This is a genomic window from Streptomyces sp. NPDC102514 (genome assembly GCF_055584525.1).
Genome location: NZ_JBVJLW010000015.1, coordinates 144593 through 169341, shown reverse-complemented (window position 1 = coordinate 169341; position 24749 = coordinate 144593). Strand labels below are relative to the sequence as shown.

Sequence of the window (24749 nt, the reverse complement as noted above, 5' to 3'; positions counted from 1 at the left end):
GGTGATGTCGGTGGCGATTGCGCCGGATGGGACCTGGCTCGCCACCGCCAGCGATGACAGGACGGTGCGGATCTGGGAGCGGGCGACCGGGACCTGTATCGCCATCCTTACTGGTCACACCAGGGCGGTGATGTCGGTGGCGATTGCGCCGGATGGGACCTGGCTCGCCACCGCCAGTGCCGACAGGACGGTGCGGATCTGGGAGCGGGCGACCGGGACCTGTACCGCCATCCTTACCGGTCACGCCGGCCCGGTGTGCTCGGTGGCGATTGCGCCGGATGGGACCTGGCTCGCCACCGCCAGCAATGACCAGAGCTGGCTCGCCACCGCCAGCAATGACAACACGGTGAGGATCTGGTCTGTCTGGGATCAGCGCACTGTGGCGATAGCGCGAAGTGAAGAATGGCTCTTGTCGTGTTTCTGGGGAGCTAGCGGCGACCTCGCGGTGGCGAGCAAGCGGGGCCTCTTCCTCTTCGCCCTCCTCACCTGAGAGGCGGCCCGCCGCGAGTTCGCTCGCGCCGTAATTTCATCAGGCCCCTGACAGCCCACTGGAGGCACGCACTGTGTGCGTTGAGTAAGGAGGGCGGCGTAGGTAGCCATCAAGGTAGCCATGGAGAGGGCGAATCTGTGTGTTCGCACAGGTCATAGCGTTGCGGTGATTCTCCCCGGCGTACAGCCCGACTCGTCCTGTCGCACCCCTCCGGCCCTGGTCGGAGGGGTGTTCCTCTCGTGCTCGGGTTTGTGCTCTACGGCATCAAACACAACGGTGACCTGCACTGGCACGGGCTGGACGGACGGCACGGTACGTTGGCCGCCGGAGCCGGAGCCGGAGCCGGAGCCGGAGCCGGAGCCGGAGCCGGAGCCGGAGCCGGAGCCGGAGCCGGAGCCGGAGCCGGAGCCGGAGCCGGGGAACAGGATCAGCGGCGGTTGGAGCATGTACAGCAGGGTGTTCAGTGGTGACGCGTATCGGGTCGCTTGAGCCGAGCGTGAGTGAGAAGCTGCAGCGGGTCGGCCCCGCCTCATTGCCGACGAGGCACCTTGCACCTCCGCCATGTGAGAGAAATGCGTCTCCCTGGACCCCCAAGTCCGCTTCGCCCTTAGGGCCCCCTCAAACACCGACGGGGCCGGGTTTGCGCTGGCCCTCCAGCAGGTCCGAGTCCGGCAGGTGCCACCAGACGTCGAGGTCGTTCCACCAGGTGACGACCGGGGCGTCCGTGCCTGGCCCGTTGGCGGGGCCGACGACGTGCATGTTGTAGCCGAGGAGGTAGACGACCACGACGATCACGGCGGCCGCGAACGGCATGCCGGAGGCCTTGGCGGCGCCCCGACCCAGCAGACGGCCCAGCTCGCAGACCCAGTCCGTGACGTTCTCGACCCAGTCTCCGTAGACCCGGACGGCCACCGGTATGCCGGTGCCGTTCCTGATGAGGAGCTGGGTGACCGCGTACTCCGGGAGGAGGAGCGCCGAACCGAGGAGGCGGCCGATGCGGGCCATGAGCCAGGGCGGCAGCGCCTTGAGCGCGGGGAGTAACCAGCGGGCCACGGCGTACAGCAGGAGAACCGCCGTGACAGTCGCGACCGGAACGCGGACGGGGTAGACGAGCCAGGAGAAACTGTCGGACCAGAGGTCCCGGAAGTCGTCGACGAGTTCCATCAGCGGTCCGGGTTGAGATCGCGCGGCTCGTCGGTGCCTTCGGAAGCGGAGCTGGCGCCGCCCTCGCCCCGCAGGCGGCGGTCGCGACGGCGGTCGTGGCCCTTGGCGAAAGGTTCGTCGCGGGGTTCCGGCACGTCTTTCGAGCCGGAGGGGAGTTCGGTCAGGGACGTGGGCAGGTCGTTGCGGAGGCGTTCCAGGAAGCCGTTGATGACAGCGTGCCGCTCGTGTTCCTCCGTGCTGTCGGAGATGGCGACCGCCTTCGCCATCTCCAACTCGGCCAGGAGCTCGACCCGTTCGTCCTGGCGCATGTCCTCGTAGATCCGCATGGCGCTCTCGGGGTCGTCGGCGAGGACCTTCTTCATGATGCCCGCCTTGCCTTGCGCAAGTACCTCGCCCGCCGCGTTGTGCTTGATGCCGTCGATGGTGACTTTGCGCATGACGCCTGTGACCTCGGTGTCGGAACGCAGCAAGCAGGCGATCCGCTCCACCGCCAGCAGTTCGTCACGCGGCGCCCATCCGTACACCTCCTGGCTGATCTGGTCCTCCAGCTCGTCGACCTGCGCCATGCCGTACCTCCTGGCCAAGCGGTTGAGCGGGGGCAGCAACCACCGCTCCAGGGTCGCGGCCACGCTGAACGGGGCTTCCTCCACGGCTCGTTCGGCGCTGCTGACCCGCCAGTCGACGTCCACGGTGCCTTGGAAACGCAATCCGGTGTCGGAGCTGTCGAGTTCGACTTCGAGGGTGGTGCCCTTGGTGCGCATGTCGACGATCCAGTACTGGCCTTTGGGGCGGAACCAGTTCATGCCGGAGGTCGGCATCTGGCCCTTCGGGAGGACGTTCGTACCGGCCCCCAGGTTCACGACCACTGCCTCACCGGTGCCGACTGTCGCCTCGGGCCGCACATCCCGGGGGCGCATCACCTGGAAAGGCCCGCGTACGGGGCTGTCTATGTAGGAGACCATCGTTGTCCTCATTTCTCCAGCAGTGCGCTGAGCTCGCGCCATGCCTTGCCTGCGGTGTGCGAGGGCCGTTTCCGGTCTTGGGCCAGGCGTCCGATGTGGTGTTCGAGTCTGCGGACGGCGGTTTCGCCTTCCGCGAGGAAGTCCAGCAGGTCGAGCAGGACCTCGCTGAACCCGCCCCGTTCGTCCGCCCAGCGGATCCAGGTGGTCAGGATTCCGAGGGCGGTTGTCCGGGTGGCGCGGGCGTCGAGGGCGGCGCGCCACAGGTCTGTGATGTCGTCGTGGGTTCGGCGTGCGGACCCAGACCTGGGTCTGGAACCCGCCCACTGCCGGGACCCGTTGTCGTCGCGGCTGTCGCCGCGGCCGAGGGAGCTGTCGAACATCCACAGGACTGTCGGCCAGGCGTTAGCGTCCGGGCGGCCTTTCGCCCCTCTGACCAGGCACAGCCGAAGGAAGGCGGCAACGAGGTTGTTCCGGGCGTCGCCGGCGGTGTCCGGCAGCCAGGTGCCCATGGCGTCCAGCACCAGCGGCTCAAGGCCGCCGGTGAAGGTGGTCACCAGCCCGGCCTGGACGGCGCTGCAGATGCCGGTGTCGGTGGTCCACAGCAGGCGCCGCAGCCCGCGCAGGCCGACCACCGGCTGGAGCGGGCTGATGCCGATGCCCCAGGCCAGCGCGGCGGTCATCCGGCGGTAGCGGTTGCCGCCCACGCCCCAGGATTCCACCAGGCCCATGGCGTGCGGGGCCACGACCGGGTCGCGGACCGCGACGGACACCGCGAGCGCCGCGGCCCAGCGATCACGCGGATCCGGTGACAAGGCCCACTCCTGGAGCACACCCTCCGCGATCTGGGTGAAGTCCAGCAGCGATAACCTCCCCAGCGACACGGCGGCCCGCCGCCGCACCGCCTCCATTGGGTGGCGGGCCAGTCCGGAGAGCCAGCGGAGCAGCAGACCCGGGGTGTCGTACTCCTTCCACAGCACGTCGATCAGCGCGTCCGCCAGTCCGGCGCCGATGAAGTCGACGGTCTCGGCGGGGCTACTGCCGTACGGGGTGGCCACCACCGACGACACCGTGGACGCCAGCACCAGATCAAGCCGCTGCGAACGAGTGGCGGCCAGGAAGGAGCGGGGGCGGAGCGTGTCGTGGCCCGCCGCTTCGTAGGTCAGGTCGGCCAGTCCTTCCTCCAGTCCGAGCACGGTGGAGTAGGCCAGGCCGCCGAAGAAGGCGATGGCGGTGGCGAGTTCCCAGGAGGCTTCGGTGCGGCCTAGCAGGGCCCGGGCGTCCTCGGTGGCGCGGGCGCCGACCTGGGCCAGGCAGTCCGTGACGGACCGGCCTACGGCCAGACCCTGGGCGAGGGCGCGGGCGGCGTGCGCGATCTCGGCCGGGGACGGCTCGGAGGCCAGCCAGTCGGCGAGTTCGGGCAGTGCGACCACCTCCTCGGCCCGATGCGCGTCCTTGGCCGGCCGGCTTGTGGGCCGACGGAGTTGAAGGTGGCGGAGCAGCATCTCCCGGCGGTCGCAGACGGCTTTCTGCTCGACCGTCCACTCCCGCAGCTCCTCGAAGACCTGGAGCGAGGCGTCGACGACGATCACCAGGTGCGCGTGCCGCTCGCCCAACAGCCGGGAGATGCGTGACAGGTGGAATGCCGAGGGGACGTACGTTGTGCCGGCCGCGAGGACATAGGCGCAGTCCCGCGCGATGTCGTCGATGCTCAGCATGTCGGGGTCAGTGCCGGGGGCCAGCAGCCGGCACTCGCCGTCCGAGCTGTGCACGGCGGCGGCAAGTGCCCTGGCGTAGAAGTGCTTTCCCGTACGACCGAGGCCGTGCACGACGAGCACCCGCTGACGGCGGAGCTGCCGCTGTGCCTCGGCCGCGCCGGGCGGCGCCACGAAGACGGCGTCGAGTTCTGCGGACTCGCGGCGCGAGAAGCGGCGCCAACTCGGGCGTGGGGCAGCCGAGTCATTGAGATTGATGATGAACTGGTCGCGTCCGACCAGGGATTCGGCGCGGACCTGCTCGTCGAAGTACACCGAGCCGGAGGAGCCGGAGGTGTTGAAACGGCGTACGTCGTGTTCCAGGACGGAGCGGAGGCGCTGGACGTCGTCCGTGCCGTAGGGGTCGTGCTCACGCTCGGCGGAGTCGTTGGGTGGGGTGTCCTTCGCGAAACGGGCCTTGTCCGTGCCGGGGTTCTGGCCGGCGCCCGGGTCCGGGCCGGTCATCCACGCCGCCTGTCGTCACGTCCGACGATGTTCTTCGCGCGGACCGTGCCGTTGAAGACGACGGAGTCGCGCATCTCACTCTTGGCTTCAGCTGCGGCCGCAGGCGCTTGTCTGATGCGATCCTCCTGCGGGGAGAGGGTCGGATCCTCCGCACCCACTGCGGTCAACTCCGTTCCGGGGGAGCTTCGTTCGGGTGGCTCCGGCGTGATCCAGGCCAGTGTCTCGCCACTCTTGTGGGTCAGCATCAGCGGCGCGTAGTTCTCCGGCTCCAGCTCCCCGTGTCCGTGCCGTACAACTCCTTGCCAGACCGGCTCGGAGACCGCGAGCACCCAGGGGGCACGGGAGGTGCCGAGGGCGGCGCGGAGCTGGCCGGCGTCCAGCATGCGGTGCAGCAACACTACGTCGGCACCGTCGGCGTCCGTGCCGTCCGGGGTGGGCACCAGGTAGCCGTCGTGCACCACGAAGCGCAGCTCCAGCCGCAGGCCGGGCGAAACCAACTTGTTGTGCGCCCGCAGCAGCGAGGGGACCGACACCGTGACCGCCTCGATCACCGGGACGGGCGAAACGCCCGGCGCGAAGTCGTAGCGGCCGCCGTCGCCCCGGCTGCGCTGCGCGTAATCCTTCGGCCCGACGCCGTGCCGCGCCAGCGCGTCGCGGAGTATCCGCTGCCAGGCCGCGCGTAGTTCGGGGAGCAGGCTGTCGTCCCGCTGCGGATCGCTCGAACCGCGGATATCGATGCCGAGCATGACGTGATGTGTCGGGTACGGGCTTGAGCTGTTCAGCAAGAACACCGCCTGCCAGGTCGCACATGGTCGCAGTCGCAGTCAGGAAATGTAGCCGCCGGACCCCGACATTTACTAATTGATCATCAGATCATGACCATGCTGACACGAGCAGTAGTCCCAGCAGGGCGACGCCCGCGACCACTGCGCAGCTCAACGCCTTGCGGAAGGCGGAGTACTTGAGCCGCGCAATTCCCGCGAGGTCCACGGCGTGCTGCCAGGCCTCGGCGCGCACCTGGCCGGGCGCCACGGCGGCGTAACCCTTCGGATCGGCGTCGGCGAGGATCGGCCAGGCGTACCGAGTGGGCAACCCGACGGTGGCGCGGGGCACCAGCGTGCTCCGGACGAACCATGCAGCAGCAGCCAGGCTCAGCACGACCAGGTGGGAGAGGAGCAGCAGGACCCAGTCCCGGACGGATTCCGGCGGCAAAGCGTCACGCAGCTGGCTCACCTGGGTCCCGAAGCCGCCTGCGAAGACGCCGAGCAGCGCCGCGAGCAGGCCCGCCTTCGTGTCGGCGCCCGATACCCAGCCCGTGACCTGGTCGATGGCCAGTTCTGCGTCCGCGCCGGGGGATGCGATCCCCTCGCCGTTCGTGTCGCCGCTTGCGTCGCGTGTGGCATCCGTGCCCGCATTACTCATATGCGCCCCCTGCTCGCCTCCACCAATCTGTCCCGCCGCCGGGTGGTTCATGCAAGGGATGGGTGCGACACCGAACATACGCTCCCTTTGTGAGTGATTTCGTCCTGGAACAGATCGCAACGCAGTCCTGGACCGTCTCGAAATCCGACAGCCCGTGCGGAGACTGCAAGGTGATCGCGGCGGCATGCTCGGCCGCCTGTTCGCCGACGGATACATGTCCGCGGACATCTCAGCCGGAACAGCTCGCGACGATGCTCGTCCAGAAACGCGAACACACTCCCGGACGGAATCAGATCACGGCACGTCTCCCTCACCTCCGGTCCGGCCATCTAGCCGATCCGCTCACCTATCACCACATGACGATTCTGGCCCTGCCGCTCGCGCGGCAGGGCCAGAATCCAAGATCTTCATGAGCCTTCTCGGGCCCGTTCCCTGAGGCACCGCCCACATGCGTCAGTGCGTCGATGTGACCCGCGTTTCCTTCAGGGTGCCGCAGTTCGAGCCTGTGATCTGGACGAAGACGTTGTTGATGCTGCCGCCCCAGTCGATGCAGTGGCCCTTGCCGTACACGTAGGTCGGGCCCGCGTACGACGTGTAGGCGCCGTCGTCGCTGGCGCCTTCCTGGGTTTCGGGGACGTAGACGTACGCGGACATGTTCACCGCGGTGCCCGGGTTGCTGCGGATGGTGGCCACACAGTTCTGGCCGTTCGAGGCGTTGTACGTCAGATAGACGGTGCCCTGGGTGCCGACGGCCGCCGAGTTCACGGTCTTGTAGGCGCTTCCGCAGACCTTCTGCGGCGTGGTGTTGGGCGCGGCCGAGGCGGGCACCGCCAGCGCGGTCGTGGTCCCCACCGCCAGGGCGGCGAACGCGGCAGCGGTCAGGACGGAACGGTTGAAACTCATGCTTCCCCCTTGTGGTCCAAGATCTGTGGTGCGAGTTCTGTGGTGCGCGGGGTTCAGTGTCCGTGCCTGTGTTCACGTGCCGCAAAGCTTTCAATGATGGTCAAATAGTCCGGACGCGGGGAGGACTTCTGATGCGCAACGTGACCTATTCGATGAACGTCTCGCTCGACGGCTACATCGTCGGGCCGGACGGCGGCTTCAATTGGACGGGACCCAACGAGGAGGTCTTCCGTTTCACCATCGAGGAGACGCGGAAGGTCGGCGCCTACCTGCTGGGACGACGGCTCTACGAGACGATGCTGTACTGGGAGGACGCCGTCCAGGACCCGTCGCTCGACGAGTCGAGGCTGGAGTGGGCCGGGGTCTGGAACCCGCTCCCCAAGGTCGTGTTCTCCCACACTCTGTCGTCGGTGCGGGGCAGTGCCCGTCTGGCCTCCGGTGGCCTGGCGGAGGAGATCGAGCGGTTGCGGGCCGAGCCGGGGGAGGGCGAGATCGCGGTCGGTGGGGCGACCCTCGCCGCCGAGGCTTCCGCGCTGGGTCTGATCGACGAATACCGGGTCAAGGTCTGCCCGTTGCTCGTCGGCGGTGGCATTCCGTTCTTCCCCCGGGCCGAGCGCCACGTGGATCTCGAACTCGTCGAGACCCGCACATTCGGTTCGAGTGGTTCAGACATTCTCTATCTTCGGTATCGCGTGGCGCGTTAGCCGACGCTTCCCGTCGGTCATTTGCCGTACGCCTGCCTCCAGCGCGCCCGGTGGCGGAAGTCCCCCTGGCCCCGGCCGTTCACGCCCCATAAAGAGGCGAGCGGGACTCCGTTGTTCCAGAGCCCCAGGTGGTCCCGGTGCACGGCGAGGATTCCGTGCTGGACCGCGAACTCCTCGGAAGGGCGGCTGAATCGCGTGGTCGCCACGAAGACGGCCAGATCTGCCCGGAAGTGCACCTTGGCGCCCAGCAGATCGCGCAGTTCGCGGCTCGCGATCGTGCTGCTCGGTGTGTACCGCTTGCACTGGATCACCATGGTCCGGCCGTCCGGGAGCCGCCCGAGGACATCGGCGCCGTTGTCGTGCGAACCGCCCACCCGACGGACCTCCGTACATCCGTCGCGGCGGCACAGACCGGCGACCAGTTCCTCGAACTCGGTGCCGCTCATGGCGTCCACCTCCGCGAGGGTCCGGCGGCCGGCCTCCACCTCGTCGTTCCGACGCCAGCGGCGGTCCTGCGCGCGCACGATCCGGTCGGTGCGCCACAGCCACCAGCCCACCGTCCCGATGGCGCCGAAGAGCACGGCAGCCATGACGTACGGCCACACGGTCGACCAGAACACCGCGAGGAGGGCCAGCAGTACGACGCCGCCGATCACGGCCGCCTTCAACCGAGCACGTGCCTGTGCCCGTGCCCGTACCTGCGTCCGTGCCCGTGACCTCTGCCGCTTGCGAGCAGTCATCCCCGTACCCTCCTGACGTTCCGCCGTTCTCACGTTCTGCCGTTCTGCCGTTCCGTTGGGCAGTCTGGGCAGTGCGTCGGTGGGCCGGAAGAGCGCGAGTCGGCCACGGTCCGATCGCCCTCCGCGCCTCACTCGACGGTGACGGCCGACACCAGGCCGGTCGTCACCGACGAGCAGGTCGTACGGTCGTACAGGTGGTGTCCGGCGTCTGGCGGTGGGTCAGGGAGCCACCGCCTGGCCGGTCTGCGGGGAGATCCTGCCGGCGCACAGGCCTCGCGCGGTCAGGCCCTGCGCGATGCGCGGGATCGCGGCGAGCGTGTTGGCCGGCCAGTCGTGCATGAGGATGACCTGGCCGTTTCCGAGCCGCCCGGCGGCCTGCACGATCGCGTCGGTGCTCGCGCCGTTCCAGTCCTGCGAGTCCACGTTCCAGATGATCTCGGTCAGCCCGTACTTGGCCTCGACCGCCCGCACCGTCGCGTTGGTCTCGCCGTACGGCGGCCGGAACAGTTTCGGCGTACCGCCGCCCGCGGCCGCGATCGCCTGCTGGGTCCGCGAGATCTCCGAGTCGATCTGCGACTGGCCGAGCTGGGTCAGATGCGGGTGGGTGTAGCTGTGGTTGCCGACCCACATACCCGCGCTGACCTGGGCCTGGACCCGGGACGGGTTGGCCGCGGCGTAATTGCCCTGGTTGAACATCGTGGCCCGCAGCCCGTTTCGCGTGAGTGCGCTGAGCAGGGCCGGTGTGCTGCTGGACGGGCCGTCGTCGAAGGTCAGCCCGACGTATCCGTTGCAGGCGGCAGCAGCAGTGCCGGCGGCAGTGGTGGCAGCAGCCGCTTGCGCCTGGGATGCGTCGGCGGCGCCGGCGGTGAGCGTGCCCGTCGCCGTCAGCGCGACGGCGGCCAGCGCGGTCGTCCAGGGGCGTGTCCGGGCGCCGGTGCTCATGCCGCCACCGTGATGCTTGAGCTGCCGCTGCTCTGGTAACCCTCGGTCGCGAGGATCATGTAGTACTTGAAGGTGCCGAGGGGCATCCCGGCCCGTGACCAGGCGTCGAAGTGGTTGCCTGTGGTGATGCTGCCGCCGGTCCTCCTCGACTGCCGGACGCTCCAGTACTGGTTGAAGGTCTTCGTGCCTTCGACGGACGGGGCGTTGTACCGCGTCGTCTGGTAGATGTCGTACGTGCCGCCGTCGCTGGTGACCGTGCCCTTGTACGTACCCGTGGGCCGGTAGGTGCCCCAGTTGTCGACGATGTAGTACTCGACCAGCGGGTTCGCCGTCCAGCCGTAGAGGGTCAGGTAGGCGTTGCCGGACGGGCTGAAGGAGCCGGAGTAGGTCACGGTCCTGCGGCTGCCGTTGCTCCAGCCCTTGCCGGTGACGAAGTTCCCGGTGTTCCGCCAGGTCGTGCCGTAACTGCCGCCGGAGCCCAGGTTCATGGAGACCGTGCCCTGTGCGTCGGTCCAGAACGAGTAGTAGTACCCGTTGTTGGTGCCGGTCTGGTTCGTGGTGACGACCGTGTCGGCGTGGGCCGTGCCGGGCAGCGTGAGCGCGGTCGCGGCGCCCAGCAGCAGGGCGCAGGCCTGCCTGCGGTTCGGCTGTGCGGGGGTGAGGTTCATGTGCGGGTTCCCTCCGTCTTCCACGGGGCGGGTTTGGTCGAACAGTGTTGACCTGGACCCGTCAAGCGTCAACAGTTTCGCCCATGATTACGAAACATTCGTGTCGCGTGGAGTGGCCTAGAGGGTCTAACTGCCTGGTGGGAGGCACCAGTTAGCGCCCTCGCGGCATTGTGTGCGGGGTATCCATCCAGGGGAGATCAGATAAAGGAGGTCACATCTTCGAATGTTTCGAAGAACTTACGGAGCGAAGTGCCGCGACATCATTCGGCGGTCGGGGCCGCCGCAGGCCCTTCCGTTCCCCAGCCCGCCGCCCTCGCCGTGCCGATGAGCAGCGGCCAGAGCGCGGCGGCCATCGTCTCGGGTGTGCCGGGGCAGTCGCGGCGGAGCCAGTCGATGACCGTGCCGAGCACCGCGCCCGCCACGAACGCGGCAGCCGGATCGTGCGGGACGTCCGCCGGGTCCTCGTCGGTGGGCGCGGGCGCGGGAGCCGGCGCGGGGTGTACGGGGGCGTCGGCCGCCTCTGCCGTCTCGGCCGGGACGCGGCGGACGTGTGCCGCGACCGTCATCCGGTGCAGCAGGTGGTTGATCACGCGGGCGCTGCCGTCGTCGCCCAGCAGGGCCCGGTAGAGCGGGGCGTGCTCGGCGACGTGCGCGAACAGCTCCGGCAGCAGCTCGACGGTGGGGCTGCCCTCGGCGTTGAGCGGCGGAACGACCGTCGGGCTGGCCGCCACCAGCTCGTCGAAGACCGTCGTGCACGCGGCGGCGGCCAGATCGTGCACGTCGGAGTAGTGCTCGTAGAACGTCGACCGGTTGACGCTCGCGCGCTTGGTGATGTCGGAGACCGAGATCTGGCTGAGGTCGCGCTCGGCGATGAGTTCCCGCAGGGCGGTCTCCAGGGCGGCACGGGAGCGGCGGGTGCGGGGATCCATGGAGCGCGCGGGCATGGTTCGAGCCTATCCTTTCCAGCATCTGTCGGATAACCGACACATGCTGGATAGTGGGGGATCAGCTGAGTACGGGCCGCGTGTCCGTGCGGACCTCCAGGGAGCACCAGCGATGAGCCCCACCAGGGACACCACGAGCACCATGAGCACCGCGAGCACCACGGGACTGTCCGGCAAGTCGGTCGTCGTCACCGGGGCCGGTTCCGGGATCGGCCGTGCCGCCGCGCTGCGCTTCGCGGCCGAGGGCGCCCGTGTCGTCCTCGCCGACCTCAACACCGACGGTACGAAGGCGGTCGCCGAGGAGATCTCCGAGGCCGGGGGCGCCGCCGTCGCCGTGATCGGGGACCTCGGCGATCAGCGGGTCGTCGACCGGGTCGTCGCCACCGCCGTGGACGCCTTCGGAGGCATCGACGTGCTGGTCAACAACGCGGGCGTCATGGACAGGATGTCGGCCGCCGCCGACACCGCCGACGAGGAGTGGGAGCGCGTCCTGCGGATCAATCTGACCGCGCCGTTCCTGCTCAGCCGGGCCGCGCTGCCCCACCTCCTCGCGAGCGGCGACGCGGCCATCGTGTTCACCGCCTCCGAGGCGTCCCTGCGGGGCAGCGCCGCCGGTACCGCGTACACGGTCTCCAAGCACGGCGTGGTCGGCCTCACCAAGTCCCTCGCCGTCATGTACCGCGCCAAGGGGGTGCGGACGAACGCGATCGCCCCGGGTGGCACGGTGACGGGCATCCAGGTCGACGTGGACGCGGAGGCGCACGGGCCGTCCGTGCTCATGGGCCACCTGGGCGCCATGGGCCGTACGGCGACCGCCGACGAACAGGCCGCCGCCATCGTCTTTTTGGCCTCCGACGCCGCGAGCAACATCAACGGGGTCGTCCTCCCGGTGGACAACGGCTGGTCCGCCGTCTAGGACGGGTTCAAGTCGGGTTCAAGTCGGGTCAGCCGAGAGGGTTGTCCCTGGTGCGCAGGGTGTCCAGGACGGGCGCGTACATACGGGACTTGATGGTGCCGAGGGTCGGCCCGGCCTTGCCGGCCTGCGCCCCGGCGAGTTCCACCGCCTTCGCGCGTACGGAGTCCTCGGCCACCGCGTGGTCGACGAGCCCGGCGTCGAGGGCGTCGCCGCCTCCGTAGCGGCGGGCGGTCAGCATGGCCTCGTGTGCGGTACGCGGATGCAGCCGGGACTGGATCAGCGCGGACATGCCCGGGGTGAAGGGGATGTTGATCTCGGCCTCGGGCAGGCACCAGTAACCGCGGTCGGCCCGCATCACGCGGAAGTCGTGGGCCAGGGAGAACATCGCTCCGGCCGCGAAGGTGTGCCCCTGCAGGGCGGCCACGGTGATCACGGGCAGGGACAGCGTCCGCGCGAACAGCTCCTGGACGCCGCGGACATAGTCCTCCTGCTGGTCGGCGTGGGCGAACAGCCAGTCCAGGTCGAGGCCGTTGGAGTAGAACTTGCCGGTGGCGGCGGTCACCAGGGCGCGCGGCCCCTCCGCCTTCTCGACCTCGTCCAGTGCGGCGTTGGCGGAGGCGAGCCAGTCGGGGTGGAAACGGTTCTCGCCGTCTCCGAGATCGAGAACGAAAACGTCGTCCTGGCGGTCGAGCGTCGGCATGGTGACTCCTCGCGGTAGCTACTTGTGAGTAACTTAATGCGTCAACCTAATGCGCGACGTGCGGGTCGTGCAATGGATGCGGCCGATCGCCCCGTCGAAATCATTCGTCCCCGCTGGCCGGTTTCGGTCTCCACCCCGTCCCCGTGGGAGCGCTTCCATGGCAGGGCGACAGCGCAGTCATGCGCATGCCATGCGGCTGGCCCCGTCTCTGGCCCCGTCTCCTGGCGTCGCTCCACCGCGCCATCCCTGCGTGCCTGAATGCCCGCGCTCCTGAATTCCCGTACGCCCGAATGTCCGCACGCCCGCATTCCTCACAGTCGTGCTCCGGAAGGGACGGACATGTCCGCCACTGGACGCAACACCGTGCACAGCCGCACCGCCGACCATCACGCCGTGCCCAGCAAGGCGGTACCCGGCAACGCCGTGTCCGGCAACACCGCGCGCAGACGCCCGCGTTCGGGGCTCGCGGTGCTCTTCGCCGTACTGGTGTCCCTGGCGTCCCTGCTCGCGACGACGCTCCTCTCCGCCCCCGGGGCCGTCGCCCGCGAGCCTGTCGAGAAGGCGCCTGTCGAGAAGGCGCCCGTCAAGAAGGCGCCGGTCGCGCAGGCCGCCGCCGCGCCCGCCGCGGCCCTCACCGAGGTCACCAACTTCGGCAGCAACCCCAGCAACCTCCAGATGTACCTCTACGTACCGGACAGCGTCACCGCGAACCCCGCCGTGGTGGTGGCCGTCCACTACTGCACGGGCTCCGGCCCGGCGATGTACTCGGGCACCGAGTACGCCTCGCTCGCCGACCAGTACGGGTTCATCGTCGTGTACCCGTCGGTCACCCGCGCCAGCAAGTGCTTCGACGTCTCCTCGCCCCAGGCGCTGACCCGCGGTGGCGGCAGCGACCCGGTCGGCATCAAGTCGATGGTCGACTATGTGACGCGCACCTACTCCGCCGACACCGGACGCGTCTTCGCCACCGGCATCTCCTCCGGCGCGATGATGACGAACGTCCTGCTCGGCGACTACCCGGACGTGTTCGCCGCGGGCGCCGCGTTCTCGGGCGTACCGTTCGGCTGCTTCGCGACCACGGACGGCTCCGAGTGGAACAGCGCCTGCTCCGGCGGCACGGTTCTCCACACCCCGCAGGAGTGGGGCAACCTGGTCCGCAACGCCTACCCCGGCTACACCGGCCCGAGGCCGCGCATGCAGGTGTGGCACGGCACCGAGGACGACGTGCTGCGCTACCCCAACTTCGGGGAGGAGATCGAGCAGTGGACGAACGTGCTGGGCGTCAGCCAGACCCCGGCCGTCACCGACTCGCCCCAGTCCGGCTGGACCCGTACGCGCTACGGAGCCACCGGTGACCAGGCCCCCGTCGAGGCCGTCAGCCTCCAGGGCGTCGGCCACAACCTGTACGCCTGGGGCATGGCGGCCCGCGTCCTCACGTTCTTCGGCCTGGACAGCTCGGGCCCCGGCCCCCAGCCCCAGCCGGGCGCCTGCAAGGTGACCGCCACGACCAGCGCCTGGAACACGGGGCTGACCGGCTCCGTGACGATCACCAACACCGGCACCTCCCGCATCGAGGGCTGGCAGCTGGGCTTCACCCTGCCGTCCGGGCAGAGCATCACCAACGGCTGGGGCGCCACGTACGCCCCGGCGAGCGGCGCGGTGACGGCCACGAACGCCTCGTACAACAGCACGATCGCGGCGAACGCGAGCGTCAGCATCGGCTATCAGGCGAGTCATACGGGGAACAGCTCGGCGCCGATCGCCTTCACTCTCAACGGCACTGTGTGCAGCGGTAGTTGAGGGATATGAGACCGGTACGGCCCGTGCCGCCGTCGAGAGCGCACTCCTTCGTCCGTCTCGTCACCGCCTTCGTCCTCGTCCTGGTCCTCGCCGTGAGCGCGTCCGCCGTGGTGGCCCTCGTCGAGGGGGCGCGGGGTGCGGACCGTGGTTCCGCCGGGCCGGCCGGGGCGGGTGCCCGGCACTGGGTCAACACCTGGACAGCGATGCCGCAGCTCACCGAGCCGGGCAATATGCCGCCCCGCCGTTCACCGAGGAGCGGGCCGTCCTGGTCGACACCACCCTGCGGCAGACCGTGCGGGTCTCGACCGGCGGCGGGCGCGTCCGGCTGCGGTTCTCCAACGCGTTCGGCGACACCGCGCTGCCCCTCACCGCCGTGAGCGTGGCTCTTCCGCTCGGCGGGCGGGCCGGAGTCAGTGCCGTCGAACCCGGCTCGCCGCGGCGCGTGACCTTCGCCGGACGCGCGTCGGCGACCGTGCCCGTCGGGGCCCAACTCGTCTCCGATCCGCTGGACTTCGGGCTGGCACCGGGTTCCGCGCTGACCGTGACCGCGTACCTCGCCGAGGGGCAGCCGTCCACCGCGCTCACCTCGCACCCCGGGTCGCGCACCACCTCGTACCTCCAGAAGGCCGGTCACGCCGACCGCACCCGGGATCTCGATCTCCCGGGGGCGACCGCCGTCAACCACTGGTACCTCCTCAGCGATGTCGAGGTGCTTTCCGGCCCCGGTACGGCGGCGGTCGCCGTCCTCGGCGACTCCCTGACCGACGGGCGCGGCTCCACCACCAACGGCAACGACCGCTGGACCGACCGCCTGCTGGACCGGCTCCGCGCGCACCCCGCGACCGACGGGGTCGCGGTGCTCAACCAGGCCGCCGGCGGCAACCGCGTCCTCAACGACGGCCTCGGCCCCAACGTCCTCGCCCGCCTCGACCGCGACGTCCTGTCCCGCAGCGGAGTCTCCTGGCTGGTCGTCTTCGAGGGGGTCAACGACCTCGGAACCGCCGCCGCCACCCCCACCGCCCAGCGGAGCGTCACGACCGAACTGATCGCCGCGTACGAGCAGATCGTCGTCCGGGCGCACGCGCAGGGCATCCGCGTGTACGGGGCCACGCTGACGCCGTTCGGCGGCAACGCGATGTACGACGACCCCGAGGGGCGCCGTGAATCGTCGCGGCAGGAGGTCAACTCCTGGATCCGTACGAGTGGACGGTTCGACGCGGTCGTCGACTTCGACCGGGCCGTCCGTGACCCGGCGGATCCGCGGCGCCTGCGGTCCGCGCTGCACGACGGGGACTGGCTGCATCTCAATCCGGAGGGGTATCGCGTGCTCGCCGCCGCGGTGCCGCTCCGGTTGTTCCGGTCGTCCCGGACGCGAACCGGCTGACTCGGGCGATCGGCCGACCGGCCGGGTCAGGTGGGCTTTTCCGTAGGGTCGGCGGGCAGGGGCAGAGGCAGGAGGTCGTGGAGCTGCGTGTACCGCTGGGCGCAGGCCGTCCGCGCGATGGCCTGCGAGACGGCGTCGGCGAGCGGGCCCGTGGACTCGCTCAGCAGACGGCGGGCCTTGTCCGTGAGGGCCACCTCGATACCGCGCCGGTCGCCGCACGCGGAGTTCTTGGTGATCAGACCCGCGTGCTGCAGACAGGCGACCTGGTACGTCAGCCGGGTCTTCGGGCGGCCCAGCAGTTCCGCGATGCGGGTCATCCGCAGGCTGGAGCCCGGCTGGTCCGCCAGCAGGCACAGCACCAGGAACTCGTCGTGCGAGACCCCCATGGCGTCCTTCACCCGCGAACGCAGCTGTTGCTCGATCGCGCCGGCCGCCGCCAGCAGGCGCATCCAGGAACGGAGTTCGGCGGGCAGCAGGCCGTTCTCCGGTGCGCCCTCGCCGATCTCGTCGATCTCGTCGTCCGGCGGGACGGATGCGGGCTGGTCGGCGGGGGTGGAAGAGGCGGCCATGGTGGCACAGTCTACCGGTTGTCCATTTTTGGATGACCGGCTAGCGTGGGGTCATCCAAATTTGGATTACTGATCCAGTTGTCCGTGAACGACCGCACTCATCTTCAGGAGAAGTCCCATGACCGTCGCTGTGGAAACCGGCCTGTGGCAGCTCGATGCCGTTCGCTCCGCCATCGCCATCAAGCACAAGACGATGTGGGGTCTGGTCACGGTGAAGGGCGCCTTCGGTGGGGTCGTCGGTGAAGGTGAGGTCGAGGCGGGCGGCACCGCGCACGGCACGATCACGGTGGAGGCCGGGTCGCTCGACACCAAGAACGCGAAGCGTGACGCGCATCTGCGGGGTGCGGACTTCTTCGATGCCGAGCGGCATCCGACGCTCGTGTTCGCCGTCCGTGACGCGGTGGTCCGGCCGGACGACAGCGTCACGATCAGCGGGGAGCTGACCGTCCGCGGCGTCAGCCGCCCGCAGTCCGTGACCGGCACGGTGACCGAGTCGAGCGCCGAGGCGGTGACGCTTGCCGCTGAGTTCACCGTGGACCGGTCGCAGTTCAATCTGGGGTGGAACCAGATGGGGATGATCCGGGGGCTGACCACTGTGACTGCGACGCTCAGGTTCACGCGACGCGGTTCCGCCTCCGGCGAGGGGGTGTAGTTCGACTGCGGGTCGGTGGGGGCTGGTTGCGCAGTTCCCCGCGCCCCTTAGGGGGCTTGGGGCGGCGTCGGACGAGAGGTTGCGCTGTTCCCCGCGCCCCTGAGGGGTGGGGTGGCTGAGGTCGGGTTTCGGCTGCGGGTCGGTGGGGGCTGGTCGCGCAGTTCCCCGCGCCCCTTCGGGGGGCTAGGGGTGGGAGCGGGCTGTTACGTGTGCCAAGTGGGTGGTGAAGATCTCTTGGGCGTCGGGGGTGAGGGTTCGTAGGGCCACCGCGGCTGTGATGATCACGTCGCAGAGTTCTGCGCGCACGTCGTCCCACGTGTGCGACATGCCCTTGCGGGGGTTCTGGCCGGTGGCGCCGATGACCGCCTCGGCGACCTCGCCCACCTCCTCCGAGAGTTTCAGCACCCGCAGGAGCAGGGTCTCCTGGGGCGGGCGGTCCGGCTGGTTCCGGGCCAGCCAGTCCTGGAGGTGCTCGATGGACTGCCAGAGATCACCGTCGTCGCTCATGACGGTCAGACTGCCACGCCCTCCTCGTCGAACAACTCGCCCTGCTCGCCCTCTTCCTGGCCGCGCACTCGCGCGTACCGCGCTCCGATCACCGCCAGGGTCGCCGCGGCCGTCACCGCGAGGGCGACCGGCACCATCCAGTTCCGGTCGACCGTGTGCCCCAGGGCGTGGTCCAGGGAGATCCGGCCGGGGCCCGTGACGGCCAGGCCCGCCGCCGTGAGACCCAGGGAGGCCGCGTGCTCGTAGCCGCCGCTCTGCGCGAAGAAGCCGTTGGGCGCGTGCAGGGCGGAGGCGCCCGCCATCGCCCCGGCCGCGGCGGCTCCGGCCGCCGGGGTGGCGAGGCCCAGCGCGAGCAGCGTGCCGCCGCCCGTCTCCGCCAGGCCCGCCGCGGCGGCGCTGGCCCGGCCGGGCGCGTACCCCACGGACTCCATGAACGCGCCGGTCCCGGAGAGGCCGCCCCCGCCGAACCAGCCGAAGAGCTTCTGTGCCCCGTGCGCCGCCAGCACTCCGCCCGTACCGAGGCGGAGCAGCAGCAGTCCCAGGTCGCGTCGGTCGAAACAGGTCACGGTTCCCGTCACTCCTCGCAGGTCACAGCATGGATGCGTCTGCTCACCGTCGCACCGGACCGCCGGCCGGGTCCTGGCCCGCGCCGCCGTTCGGGTGACCGCCGTGACCGCCGTGACCGGCGCGACCGCGAGAGGCCGCCCACCGGTGAGGGTGAGCGGCCTCTTGGAACGCCGTACGGGCGGACCGGTCAGAGCGCGGGCTGCGGCTGCTGCTCGGTCAGGGCGATCCGGCCCTTCTTGATGGTCGCGAGCCGGGGTGCGCGCCGGGCGATCGACGAGTCGTGCGTGACCATGACGAACGTCAGCCCGTGCTCCCTCCACAGCCCTTCGAGCAGGGCCATGATGTCGTCGCGGGTGCCCTCGTCGAGGTTGCCCGTGGGTTCGTCGGCGAGGAGGACCTTCGGGTTCTTGACCAGCGCGCGGGCGATCGCGACGCGCTGCTGCTGACCGCCGGACAGCTCGCTGGGCGCGTGGGTGAGGCGGTCGCCGAGACCGACCGAACCCAGCGCCTCGGCGGCCTTCGCGCGCCGCTCGGACGGCTTGACCCCGAGGGGTACGAGCGCGGTCTCGACGTTCTCCTGCGCGGTGAGCGTGGGGATGAGGTTGAACGACTGGAAGATGATGCCGATCTTTTCGGCGCGCACCCGGGTCAGCTTTGCCTCGCTGATGGACGCGAGGTCCACGCCGTCCAGTTCGACGCTGCCGGAGGACGGGCGGTCCAGGCCGCCGATCATCTGCAGCAGGGTCGACTTGCCGCCGCCGGTGGGGCCCTGGATGACGAGCTGGTCGCCGTCCTCGATGGTGAGGTCGACGCCGCGCAGCGCCTCCACGGTCTCCTTGCCCCTCGTGTAGTTCTTGGTGACGCCGGTGAGCTTGTACATACGTCTTCTCCGTAACGAACGTGACGTGCCGTGGTGTTGGGGGGGGGCGGGGGTTACGACACGCTGCGCAGGGCGTCGGCCGGACGCATCCGGGAGGCGCGCCAGCCGCCCATCGCGCCGGCGATCAGACCGCCCGCGACCGCGAGGCCCACGGCGAGCGCGATGGTGGTGACGGAGACCGGCGCGGACAGCGCGATGTCGAGGGTGCTCGACGCGCTCTGCCCACCGGGGCCGCCACCCCCACCGGGTCCACCGCCGCCGGGACCGCCGCCTTGGCCGCCGCCCGTGGAACCGAGTTCGGCGGTGAGGGTGGGGCTGATCGCCGTGACCGCGTAGGCCGCCGCCAGGCCGAGGGCGATACCGAGCGCTCCGCCGAGCAGGCCGTTCACGACCGACTCGCCGACGACCTGCCGGGTGACCTTGCGGCTCGGCCAGCCGAGCGCCTTCAGCGTGCCGAACTCCCGCACCCGGCGGCTGACCGCCGATGAGGTGAGCAGCGCGGCGACGAGGAACGCGGCCACCAGCACCGCGATGGAGAGCCACTTGCCCACGCTGGTCGCGAGGTTGGAGGCGGTCGACAGCGAGCCGGAGACGGTGTCCGCGAGATCGGCCGAGGTCGTGACCGTCGTACCGTCTATGTTCTTCTGGATGGCCGCCTTGACCGCGTCGATCCGCTGGGAGTCGGACGCCTTCACATAGATCGTGGAGATCTTGTTCTTGGAGTCACCGAGCGTCTGGGCCTGCTCGAGCGGCAGATAGACGTCGGTCGTCGACTCGCTGCTGTCCGGGGTCGCGATCCCGATGACCTTGTACTTGGTGCCGGAGATCTTGATGCTCTCGCCGACGGTGTACTTGTTCTCCTTGGCGTACGACGTGCTGAGCACCGCGACCTTCGCGTTCGTCTGCGCGGCCGTGAACGACGTGCCCTTGCTGATCTTCGTGGTGGCGAGCGGGCCCAGATCCTGGTTCGTGACGTCGACACCCGAGACCGAGTACGAGTTGACGTCGAAGGAGGCGCCGCCGCCCTGCACCTGGGGCTGACCGGTCGAACCGCCGCCGCCCGTACCGCCGGGGCCGCCGCCCTGGCCCTGGGAGCCCTGAGAGGAGGTGTCGGTCTTGGCCTTGCCCTGGGTGAAACTGCCGTCGACCTTTGTGACGTTCAGGGTCAGCGCGCCCACCGCGCTCGCCACGTTCTTCTGCGCGGCGACCTTTTCGATGAGGGAGGACTTGAGTGTCTGACCGCCCTGAGTCGTCACGCGGTCCGAACTCTGCTCCTCGTCGTCGTCGGAACCGGCGTCGAATTCGAAATTCGGTCTGCCCGACTGGTTGTTGCCGGCGGAAGGGGCCTCCCTGGCCTTGGTCACCGTCATGTCGGTGCCGAGTCCGTACAGCGACTGGAGGACCTTGTCCTGTGCCTGTGACATGCCGGCCGACACCGAGTTGACGGTGATGACCAGCGCGATTCCGAGCGCCAGACCCATGGCGATGACCAGAGCCGACTTCTTGCGCCGGCTCAGCTCACGCTTGAGATAGATGCCAAACATCCCTGTCCCTAAGGTTCTTGGCGCCCGCTGTGGGCGCTGCCACAAGCTATGGACGAACCTTTGAGACACCCTGAGTAGGGAATGTGTAAGACCTGAGAATGCACTCCCGGGAATCAGAATCCCGTAAGACAGCTGATTCCTGACCGACTCAGGGCCGGTTCCCAGGAAAGGGGTGTTGTCTGTGCCCCTTCAGGGGCGCGGGGAACTGCGCGCCCAGCCACGACGAACCCGCAGGTTCAAACAACCCGCGGCCCCCGGCGCCCCGGCGAGCCCCGCCGATGGAGCTACCCCCGCCCCACATAAGGCATGCCGCTGGCGAGAACCGTCGCGAACTGCACGTTGGCCTCCAGCGGCAGCTCCGCCATATGGCGGACCGTCCGCGCCACATCCCCCACATCCATCACCGGCTCCGCGGCCACCTCCCCGTTCGCCTGCAACGCCCCGGTCGTCATCCGCGAGGTCATGTCCGTCGCCGCGTTCCCGATGTCGATCTGCCCGCAGACGATCCGGTACGGCCGCCCGTCCAGCGACAGCGACTTCGTGAGGCCGGTCAGCGCGTGCTTCGTAGACGTGTACGCCGCCGACCGCGGCCGGGGCGTGTGCGCCGAGATCGAGCCATTGTTGATGATCCTTCCGCCCTGCGGATCCTGCTCCTTCATCTGCCGGTAGGCCGCCTGCGCGCACAGGAACGCCCCGTCGAGATTCGTACCGACCACATGCCGCCAGGCGTCGTAGGGCAGGTCCTCGAACGGCACACCGCCGGGTCCGAACGTGCCGGCGTTGTTGAAGAGCAGGTCCAAGCGGCCGAAGCGGTTCCGCGTGGCGTCGAACAGCGCGGCCACCTCCTCGGGCCGCGACACGTCGGTGCGTACGCACAACGACGTGCTCTCTTTCCCGGCCGGTTCCTCGGCGGCCCCCGGCGACGCGTCCGCGAGGGCCGCCCGCGCGAGCGCCGCCGTCTCCTCCAGCCGCTCCGCGCGGCGGCCGGCGAGCGTCACCGACCAGCCGGTCCGCAGCAGTTCGACGGCCACGGCACGGCCGATTCCCGAGCCCGCGCCTGTCACGATCGCGATCTTCGTTCGATGGGCGTTCATGGCCCCGCAGCGTACGGGAGGCCATGGTCGACGGTCCGCCATTTGGAACTCATCCGTCCGACATCTGACTGTTGTGTACGTGACGGTCCGCCGTTGACTCTGACCACTCCAATTCCTTGTACAACAACCGTCAGGGGAGGGCCAGATGACATCCACCGGCCACCAGCAACCGTCGCAGCACGCCCCCGAACTCCGCGCCGCCGCCCGTCACCTCGGGCGCCGCCGGCTCTTCACCGTCACCGGCGCGGCCGCCGTCCTGGCGTTCGCCACCAACCTGCCGACCGCGGGCGTGGCGGGCGCAGCCGAGTTCGACGCGGCGAAGATCACCGAGAATCCCTTCACCCTCGGTGTGGCCTCCGGCGACCCGCAGGCCGCCTCCGTGCTGCTGTGGACCCGGCTCGCCCCCACCCCGTACCAGGCGGACTCCGGACTGCCCCCGGAACGCGTCACCGTGCACTGGGAACTCGCCCGCGACGAACGGTTCCGCCACGTCGTCAGACGGGGGGCGACCTTCGCCCACCCCGAGTTCCACCACTCCGTGCACGTCGAGGTCGGCCACCTCGACTCCGACCGGGTCTTCTACTACCGCTTCAGGACGGGCAGCTGGATCAGCGAGACCGGGCGCACCCGCACCGCGCCCTCGTCCCGCGCGCGCGTCGACGAACTGCGGCTGGCCGCGGTCTCCTGCCAGGCCTACCACGACGGGTACTTCACCGCGTACGGCCATCTCGCCGAGGACGACGTCGACGTCGTCTTCCACGTCGGCGACTACCTCTACGAGTACGCGGTCGACTCCGTGGGCGGCGCCCGCAACTACACCGACCGCGTACTGCCCGACCTCTTCAACCACGAGACGATCACCCTGGAGGACTACCGCCTGCGGTACGCCCTCTACAAGACCGACCCCGACCTGCGGGCCGTGCACGCCGCCCACCCCTTCGTGGTCACCTGGGACGACCACGAGGTCGAGAACAACTACGCGGACGACATACCCGAGAACTCCGTACCGCCGGAGGAGTTCCTGCTGCGCCGCGCCGCCGGATACCGCGCCTACTGGGAGAACCTGCCGCTGCGCCGCCCGCAGCGGCCCGAGGGCCCCGACATGCAGATGTACCGGCGGCTGAACTGGGGCCGCCTCGCACAGTTCGACATCCTCGACACCCGGCAGTACCGCTCCGACCAGGCGTACGGGGACGGGGCGGACGTGCCCGGCCCCGAGACGGACGATCCGGCACGCACGATCACCGGGGCGGCGCAGGAGCGGTGGCTGCTGGACGGGTGGCAGGCCTCGCAGGCGCTGTGGAACGTCGTCCCGCAGCAGGTCATCTTCTCCCAGCGGAACTTCGACCTGACCGCGCCGTCCCGGGTGTCCATGGACGCGTGGGACGGCTACCGGGCCTCGCGGGGGCGGGTGCTGGCCGGAGCGGAGGCCGCCGGGGTCGACAACCTGATGGTGCTCACCGGGGACGTCCACGTCGGGTACGCCTTCGACATCAAGGACGACTTCGACGATCCCTCGTCCCGGACGCTCGGTACGGAGATCGTGACCACCTCGATCACCAGTGGGCGGGACGGGACGGAGAAGCCCGCCAACTGGGAGACGTACATGGCGGCGAATCCGCATCTGAAGTTCTACAACGGGCGGCGGGGATACACGACCGTGCGGTTGGGGCGGGAGGAGGCTCGGGCCGACTTCAAGACCGTGCCGGCGGTCACTGTGCCGGGGGCTGCGATCAGTACGGCCGCGTCGTTCGTCACGGAGGTCGGTGACCAGGGGCTGAAGCCGGCGTAGTGGCCTCGCCCGGCTTTTCAGGGGCGGGGGCTGCGTGTTCGTTGTCGGCTGCGGGTCCGTCGTGGCCGGTCGCGCAGTTCCCCGCGCCCCTGGGGGGCTCCGCCCCCTAAAGACATAAAGATTGCGCCGTTCCCCGCGCCCCTGGTCGGGCTCGGCCCCTCCTAGAGGGATTCGCCGGGGTAGGTGACTCCTACCTCTGCCCTTACCGCGTCCAGGGTGCGCATTACCGCCAGGGTGCCGTTCAGGGGGACCAGGGGGGATTCCTTCTCGTCGGCTCGGAGGGCTCGCATCACCTCTGTCGCCTCGTGCTTGAGGCTGGCGCGGGTGCCGTCCGCCGCGTTCGCCGTGTACTCCTGCGGGTCGCGGCCGTCGCGGTGCAGGACGAAGCGGTCCGAGTGGAAGAAGCCGTGCGGGATGTCGATGCGGCCCTCGGAGCCGGTGACCGACGCGGCCGTCGACGTACCGCCGACCAGGGAGCAGTGCAGTGCGGCGAGCGCGCCGCTGTCGTACGAGAGCAGCATGCCCGTCTGGAGGTCGACGTCCTCCTCCGAGAGCACCGCCTTCGCCGTCACCTCGGAGGGCTCGCCGAGCAGCAGATGCGCGAACGACACCGGATAGACGCCCAGGTCGAGCAGCGCGCCGCCGCCCTGCGCGGGATCGCGCAGCCGGTGGGTGGGAGGGAACGGACCCGAGAGGCCGAAGTCGGCCTGGACCGTGCGGACCTCACCGATCGCCCCGTCGTCCACCAGCGCCTTGAGCTGCCGGATCAGCGGGTTGCAGTACATCCACATGGCCTCCATGAGGAAGCTGTCGTGCTGCTTCGCGAGGCCGACCAGTTCCTCGGCCTCGCGCGCGTTCAGCGTGAACGCCTTCTCGCACAGCACATTGCGCCCCGCCTCCAGACAGAGCCCGGCCGCCGCCCGGTGGGCCGAGTGCGGAGTCGCCACGTACACGACGTCGACGTCCTCGTCCGCCGCGAGGGACTCCCAGTCGCCGTACGCCCGGGGGATCCCGAACCGCTCCGCGAACCCCTTCGCCGACTCCTCGGTGCGCGACGCCACCGCCACCACCTCGGCATCGGGCAGGTCGATCAGATCCGCGGTGAACGCCGCAGCGATCCCACCGGTCGCCAGCACACCCCAGCGCACGCGTTCCTCAGTCATGCCCGACCCCTCGCTCCGTGCCGTCG

Annotated in this window: 25 protein-coding genes and 2 pseudogenes; 9 read left to right on the top strand and 18 right to left on the bottom strand. The window is 69.7% G+C overall.

All coding sequences use genetic code 11. The features are described 5' to 3' along the window. On the top strand, positions 1-490 hold a 490-nt coding region (locus ACZ60E_RS32920; RefSeq protein ID WP_469445155.1), incomplete at its 5' end, for a WD40 repeat domain-containing protein. A gap of 239 nt (positions 491-729) precedes the next feature. Then, positions 730-960, top strand: coding sequence for a hypothetical protein (locus ACZ60E_RS32915; RefSeq protein WP_469445153.1), 231 nt, complete (start codon positions 730-732; stop codon positions 958-960). A gap of 148 nt (positions 961-1108) precedes the next feature. Here the strand turns inward: ACZ60E_RS32915 and ACZ60E_RS32910 are convergent, their stop codons facing one another. The 5 genes from ACZ60E_RS32910 to ACZ60E_RS32890 all read right to left on the bottom strand — a co-directional run bounded on the left by ACZ60E_RS32910 (position 1109) and on the right by ACZ60E_RS32890 (position 6254). Further along, on the bottom strand, positions 1109-1654 hold the full coding sequence (locus tag ACZ60E_RS32910) for a hypothetical protein (RefSeq protein WP_469445151.1): 546 nt from the start codon (positions 1652-1654) through the stop codon (positions 1109-1111). After that, positions 1654-2616 carry a hypothetical protein gene (locus ACZ60E_RS32905; protein WP_469445149.1) on the bottom strand — a complete coding sequence of 321 codons (963 nt, stop codon included), beginning with the start codon at positions 2614-2616 and terminating at the stop codon, positions 1654-1656. Before ACZ60E_RS32905 ends, ACZ60E_RS32910 begins: the two co-directional genes overlap by 1 nt. Positions 2617-2624: 8 nt before the next feature. After that, a complete protein-coding gene (locus ACZ60E_RS32900; RefSeq protein ID WP_469445148.1) occupies positions 2625-4832 on the bottom strand; it encodes a hypothetical protein in 2208 nt (735 codons plus the stop codon). Then, positions 4829-5578 (bottom strand): hypothetical protein, encoded by a 750-nt coding sequence (locus ACZ60E_RS32895; protein WP_469445146.1) that lies wholly within the window; start codon positions 5576-5578, stop codon positions 4829-4831. Before ACZ60E_RS32895 ends, ACZ60E_RS32900 begins: the two co-directional genes overlap by 4 nt. 127 nt (positions 5579-5705) lie before the next feature. Then, positions 5706-6254, bottom strand: a complete 549-nt coding sequence (locus ACZ60E_RS32890) for a Pycsar system effector family protein (protein WP_469445144.1) — start codon at positions 6252-6254, stop codon at positions 5706-5708. Between the two features lie 89 nt (positions 6255-6343). Between ACZ60E_RS32890 and ACZ60E_RS32885 the strand changes: the two genes are divergently transcribed. Then, positions 6344-6667 (top strand): hypothetical protein, encoded by a 324-nt coding sequence (locus ACZ60E_RS32885; RefSeq protein ID WP_469445143.1) that lies wholly within the window; start codon positions 6344-6346, stop codon positions 6665-6667. A 40-nt stretch (positions 6668-6707) separates the two neighbouring features. Here ACZ60E_RS32885 and ACZ60E_RS32880 read toward each other — a convergent pair whose 3' ends face one another. Beyond that, the gene (locus ACZ60E_RS32880) at positions 6708-7157 is read right to left on the bottom strand and encodes a spore-associated protein (protein WP_469445141.1); all 450 of its coding nucleotides are present in this window, start codon (positions 7155-7157) and stop codon (positions 6708-6710) included. A 131-nt stretch (positions 7158-7288) separates the two neighbouring features. On the opposite strand from ACZ60E_RS32880, the gene ACZ60E_RS32875 reads away from it, so the two are divergent. After that, complete coding sequence (locus ACZ60E_RS32875; protein ID WP_469445140.1) at positions 7289-7861, top strand: dihydrofolate reductase family protein; 573 nt, start codon at positions 7289-7291, stop codon at positions 7859-7861. A 17-nt stretch (positions 7862-7878) separates the two neighbouring features. Here ACZ60E_RS32875 and ACZ60E_RS32870 read toward each other — a convergent pair whose 3' ends face one another. The 4 genes and pseudogenes from ACZ60E_RS32870 to ACZ60E_RS32855 all read right to left on the bottom strand — a co-directional run bounded on the left by ACZ60E_RS32870 (position 7879) and on the right by ACZ60E_RS32855 (position 11155). Next, positions 7879-8601: a restriction endonuclease gene (locus tag ACZ60E_RS32870; protein WP_469445138.1), complete on the bottom strand. Its 723-nt coding sequence runs from the start codon at positions 8599-8601 to the stop codon at positions 7879-7881. A 222-nt stretch (positions 8602-8823) separates the two neighbouring features. After that, positions 8824-9543: pseudogene (locus ACZ60E_RS32865) on the bottom strand (polysaccharide deacetylase family protein); the annotation flags it as partial. Further along, positions 9540-10211 carry a glycoside hydrolase family 11 protein gene (locus ACZ60E_RS32860; protein ID WP_469445136.1) on the bottom strand — a complete coding sequence of 224 codons (672 nt, stop codon included), beginning with the start codon at positions 10209-10211 and terminating at the stop codon, positions 9540-9542. The gene ACZ60E_RS32860 and the pseudogene ACZ60E_RS32865, both read right to left, overlap by 4 nt. A 260-nt stretch (positions 10212-10471) precedes the next feature. After that, positions 10472-11155, bottom strand: a complete 684-nt coding sequence (locus tag ACZ60E_RS32855; protein ID WP_469445134.1) for a TetR/AcrR family transcriptional regulator — start codon at positions 11153-11155, stop codon at positions 10472-10474. Positions 11156-11267: 112 nt separating this feature from the next. Here ACZ60E_RS32855 and ACZ60E_RS32850 point away from each other — a divergent pair, with 112 nt between their 5' ends. Beyond that, positions 11268-12071 carry an SDR family NAD(P)-dependent oxidoreductase gene (locus ACZ60E_RS32850; protein WP_469445131.1) on the top strand — a complete coding sequence of 268 codons (804 nt, stop codon included), beginning with the start codon at positions 11268-11270 and terminating at the stop codon, positions 12069-12071. A gap of 28 nt (positions 12072-12099) precedes the next feature. Here the strand turns inward: ACZ60E_RS32850 and ACZ60E_RS32845 are convergent, their stop codons facing one another. Beyond that, positions 12100-12771, bottom strand: a complete 672-nt coding sequence (locus ACZ60E_RS32845; RefSeq protein WP_385834419.1) for an enoyl-CoA hydratase-related protein — start codon at positions 12769-12771, stop codon at positions 12100-12102. Positions 12772-13110: 339 nt separating this feature from the next. Between ACZ60E_RS32845 and ACZ60E_RS32840 the strand changes: the two genes are divergently transcribed. Next, entirely contained in the window at positions 13111-14571 is a 1461-nt protein-coding gene (locus tag ACZ60E_RS32840) for an extracellular catalytic domain type 1 short-chain-length polyhydroxyalkanoate depolymerase (protein ID WP_469445129.1), read from the top strand. A gap of 5 nt (positions 14572-14576) precedes the next feature. Continuing rightward, positions 14577-15955: pseudogene (locus tag ACZ60E_RS32835) on the top strand (SGNH/GDSL hydrolase family protein). A gap of 26 nt (positions 15956-15981) precedes the next feature. Here the strand turns inward: ACZ60E_RS32835 and ACZ60E_RS32830 are convergent. Then, positions 15982-16524 (bottom strand): MarR family winged helix-turn-helix transcriptional regulator, encoded by a 543-nt coding sequence (locus ACZ60E_RS32830; protein ID WP_469445127.1) that lies wholly within the window; start codon positions 16522-16524, stop codon positions 15982-15984. Between the two features lie 118 nt (positions 16525-16642). On the opposite strand from ACZ60E_RS32830, the gene ACZ60E_RS32825 reads away from it, so the two are divergent. Continuing rightward, complete coding sequence (locus ACZ60E_RS32825; protein ID WP_469445126.1) at positions 16643-17176, top strand: YceI family protein; 534 nt, start codon at positions 16643-16645, stop codon at positions 17174-17176. Positions 17177-17359: 183 nt separating this feature from the next. On the opposite strand, the gene ACZ60E_RS32820 is transcribed toward ACZ60E_RS32825, so the two are convergent. The 5 genes from ACZ60E_RS32820 to ACZ60E_RS32800 all read right to left on the bottom strand — a co-directional run bounded on the left by ACZ60E_RS32820 (position 17360) and on the right by ACZ60E_RS32800 (position 21768). Next, on the bottom strand, positions 17360-17683 hold the full coding sequence (locus ACZ60E_RS32820; protein ID WP_469445124.1) for a MazG-like family protein: 324 nt from the start codon (positions 17681-17683) through the stop codon (positions 17360-17362). 5 nt (positions 17684-17688) lie between these two features. Continuing rightward, positions 17689-18249: a DoxX family protein gene (locus ACZ60E_RS32815; RefSeq protein WP_469445122.1), complete on the bottom strand. Its 561-nt coding sequence runs from the start codon at positions 18247-18249 to the stop codon at positions 17689-17691. Between the two features lie 188 nt (positions 18250-18437). Then, positions 18438-19130, bottom strand: a complete 693-nt coding sequence (locus ACZ60E_RS32810; RefSeq protein WP_385834427.1) for an ABC transporter ATP-binding protein — start codon at positions 19128-19130, stop codon at positions 18438-18440. A gap of 53 nt (positions 19131-19183) precedes the next feature. After that, on the bottom strand, positions 19184-20674 hold the full coding sequence (locus ACZ60E_RS32805) for an ABC transporter permease (RefSeq protein ID WP_469445120.1): 1491 nt from the start codon (positions 20672-20674) through the stop codon (positions 19184-19186). 284 nt (positions 20675-20958) lie between these two features. Next, positions 20959-21768 carry an SDR family oxidoreductase gene (locus ACZ60E_RS32800; RefSeq protein ID WP_469445118.1) on the bottom strand — a complete coding sequence of 270 codons (810 nt, stop codon included), beginning with the start codon at positions 21766-21768 and terminating at the stop codon, positions 20959-20961. 145 nt (positions 21769-21913) lie between these two features. Between ACZ60E_RS32800 and ACZ60E_RS32795 the strand changes: the two genes are divergently transcribed. Continuing rightward, complete coding sequence (locus ACZ60E_RS32795) at positions 21914-23560, top strand: alkaline phosphatase D family protein (protein WP_469445116.1); 1647 nt, start codon at positions 21914-21916, stop codon at positions 23558-23560. A gap of 161 nt (positions 23561-23721) precedes the next feature. Here ACZ60E_RS32795 and ACZ60E_RS32790 read toward each other — a convergent pair whose 3' ends face one another. Continuing rightward, positions 23722-24723: a Gfo/Idh/MocA family protein gene (locus tag ACZ60E_RS32790; protein WP_469445115.1), complete on the bottom strand. Its 1002-nt coding sequence runs from the start codon at positions 24721-24723 to the stop codon at positions 23722-23724. Between the last annotated feature and the right edge of the window lie 26 nt (positions 24724-24749).

Excerpts from the sequence above, each read along its gene's own strand:
- ACZ60E_RS32910 (WP_469445151.1), bottom strand. The coding sequence starts at position 1,654 with ATGGAACTCGTCGACGACTTCCGGGACCTCTGGTCCGACAGTTTCTCC.
- ACZ60E_RS32905 (WP_469445149.1), bottom strand. The coding sequence starts at position 2,616 with ATGGTCTCCTACATAGACAGCCCCGTACGCGGGCCTTTCCAGGTGATG.
- ACZ60E_RS32900 (WP_469445148.1), bottom strand. The coding sequence starts at position 4,832 with ATGACCGGCCCGGACCCGGGCGCCGGCCAGAACCCCGGCACGGACAAG.
- ACZ60E_RS32895 (WP_469445146.1), bottom strand. The coding sequence starts at position 5,578 with ATGCTCGGCATCGATATCCGCGGTTCGAGCGATCCGCAGCGGGACGAC.
- ACZ60E_RS32890 (WP_469445144.1), bottom strand. The coding sequence starts at position 6,254 with ATGAGTAATGCGGGCACGGATGCCACACGCGACGCAAGCGGCGACACG.
- ACZ60E_RS32880 (WP_469445141.1), bottom strand. The coding sequence starts at position 7,157 with ATGAGTTTCAACCGTTCCGTCCTGACCGCTGCCGCGTTCGCCGCCCTG.
- ACZ60E_RS32875 (WP_469445140.1), top strand. The coding sequence starts at position 7,289 with ATGCGCAACGTGACCTATTCGATGAACGTCTCGCTCGACGGCTACATC.
- ACZ60E_RS32870 (WP_469445138.1), bottom strand. The coding sequence starts at position 8,601 with ATGACTGCTCGCAAGCGGCAGAGGTCACGGGCACGGACGCAGGTACGG.
- ACZ60E_RS32860 (WP_469445136.1), bottom strand. The coding sequence starts at position 10,211 with ATGAACCTCACCCCCGCACAGCCGAACCGCAGGCAGGCCTGCGCCCTG.
- ACZ60E_RS32855 (WP_469445134.1), bottom strand. The coding sequence starts at position 11,155 with ATGCCCGCGCGCTCCATGGATCCCCGCACCCGCCGCTCCCGTGCCGCC.
- ACZ60E_RS32850 (WP_469445131.1), top strand. The coding sequence starts at position 11,268 with ATGAGCCCCACCAGGGACACCACGAGCACCATGAGCACCGCGAGCACC.
- ACZ60E_RS32845 (WP_385834419.1), bottom strand. The coding sequence starts at position 12,771 with ATGCCGACGCTCGACCGCCAGGACGACGTTTTCGTTCTCGATCTCGGA.
- ACZ60E_RS32840 (WP_469445129.1), top strand. The coding sequence starts at position 13,111 with ATGTCCGCCACTGGACGCAACACCGTGCACAGCCGCACCGCCGACCAT.
- ACZ60E_RS32830 (WP_469445127.1), bottom strand. The coding sequence starts at position 16,524 with ATGGCCGCCTCTTCCACCCCCGCCGACCAGCCCGCATCCGTCCCGCCG.
- ACZ60E_RS32825 (WP_469445126.1), top strand. The coding sequence starts at position 16,643 with ATGACCGTCGCTGTGGAAACCGGCCTGTGGCAGCTCGATGCCGTTCGC.
- ACZ60E_RS32820 (WP_469445124.1), bottom strand. The coding sequence starts at position 17,683 with ATGAGCGACGACGGTGATCTCTGGCAGTCCATCGAGCACCTCCAGGAC.
- ACZ60E_RS32810 (WP_385834427.1), bottom strand. The coding sequence starts at position 19,130 with ATGTACAAGCTCACCGGCGTCACCAAGAACTACACGAGGGGCAAGGAG.
- ACZ60E_RS32805 (WP_469445120.1), bottom strand. The coding sequence starts at position 20,674 with ATGTTTGGCATCTATCTCAAGCGTGAGCTGAGCCGGCGCAAGAAGTCG.
- ACZ60E_RS32800 (WP_469445118.1), bottom strand. The coding sequence starts at position 21,768 with ATGAACGCCCATCGAACGAAGATCGCGATCGTGACAGGCGCGGGCTCG.
- ACZ60E_RS32795 (WP_469445116.1), top strand. The coding sequence starts at position 21,914 with ATGACATCCACCGGCCACCAGCAACCGTCGCAGCACGCCCCCGAACTC.
- ACZ60E_RS32790 (WP_469445115.1), bottom strand. The coding sequence starts at position 24,723 with ATGACTGAGGAACGCGTGCGCTGGGGTGTGCTGGCGACCGGTGGGATC.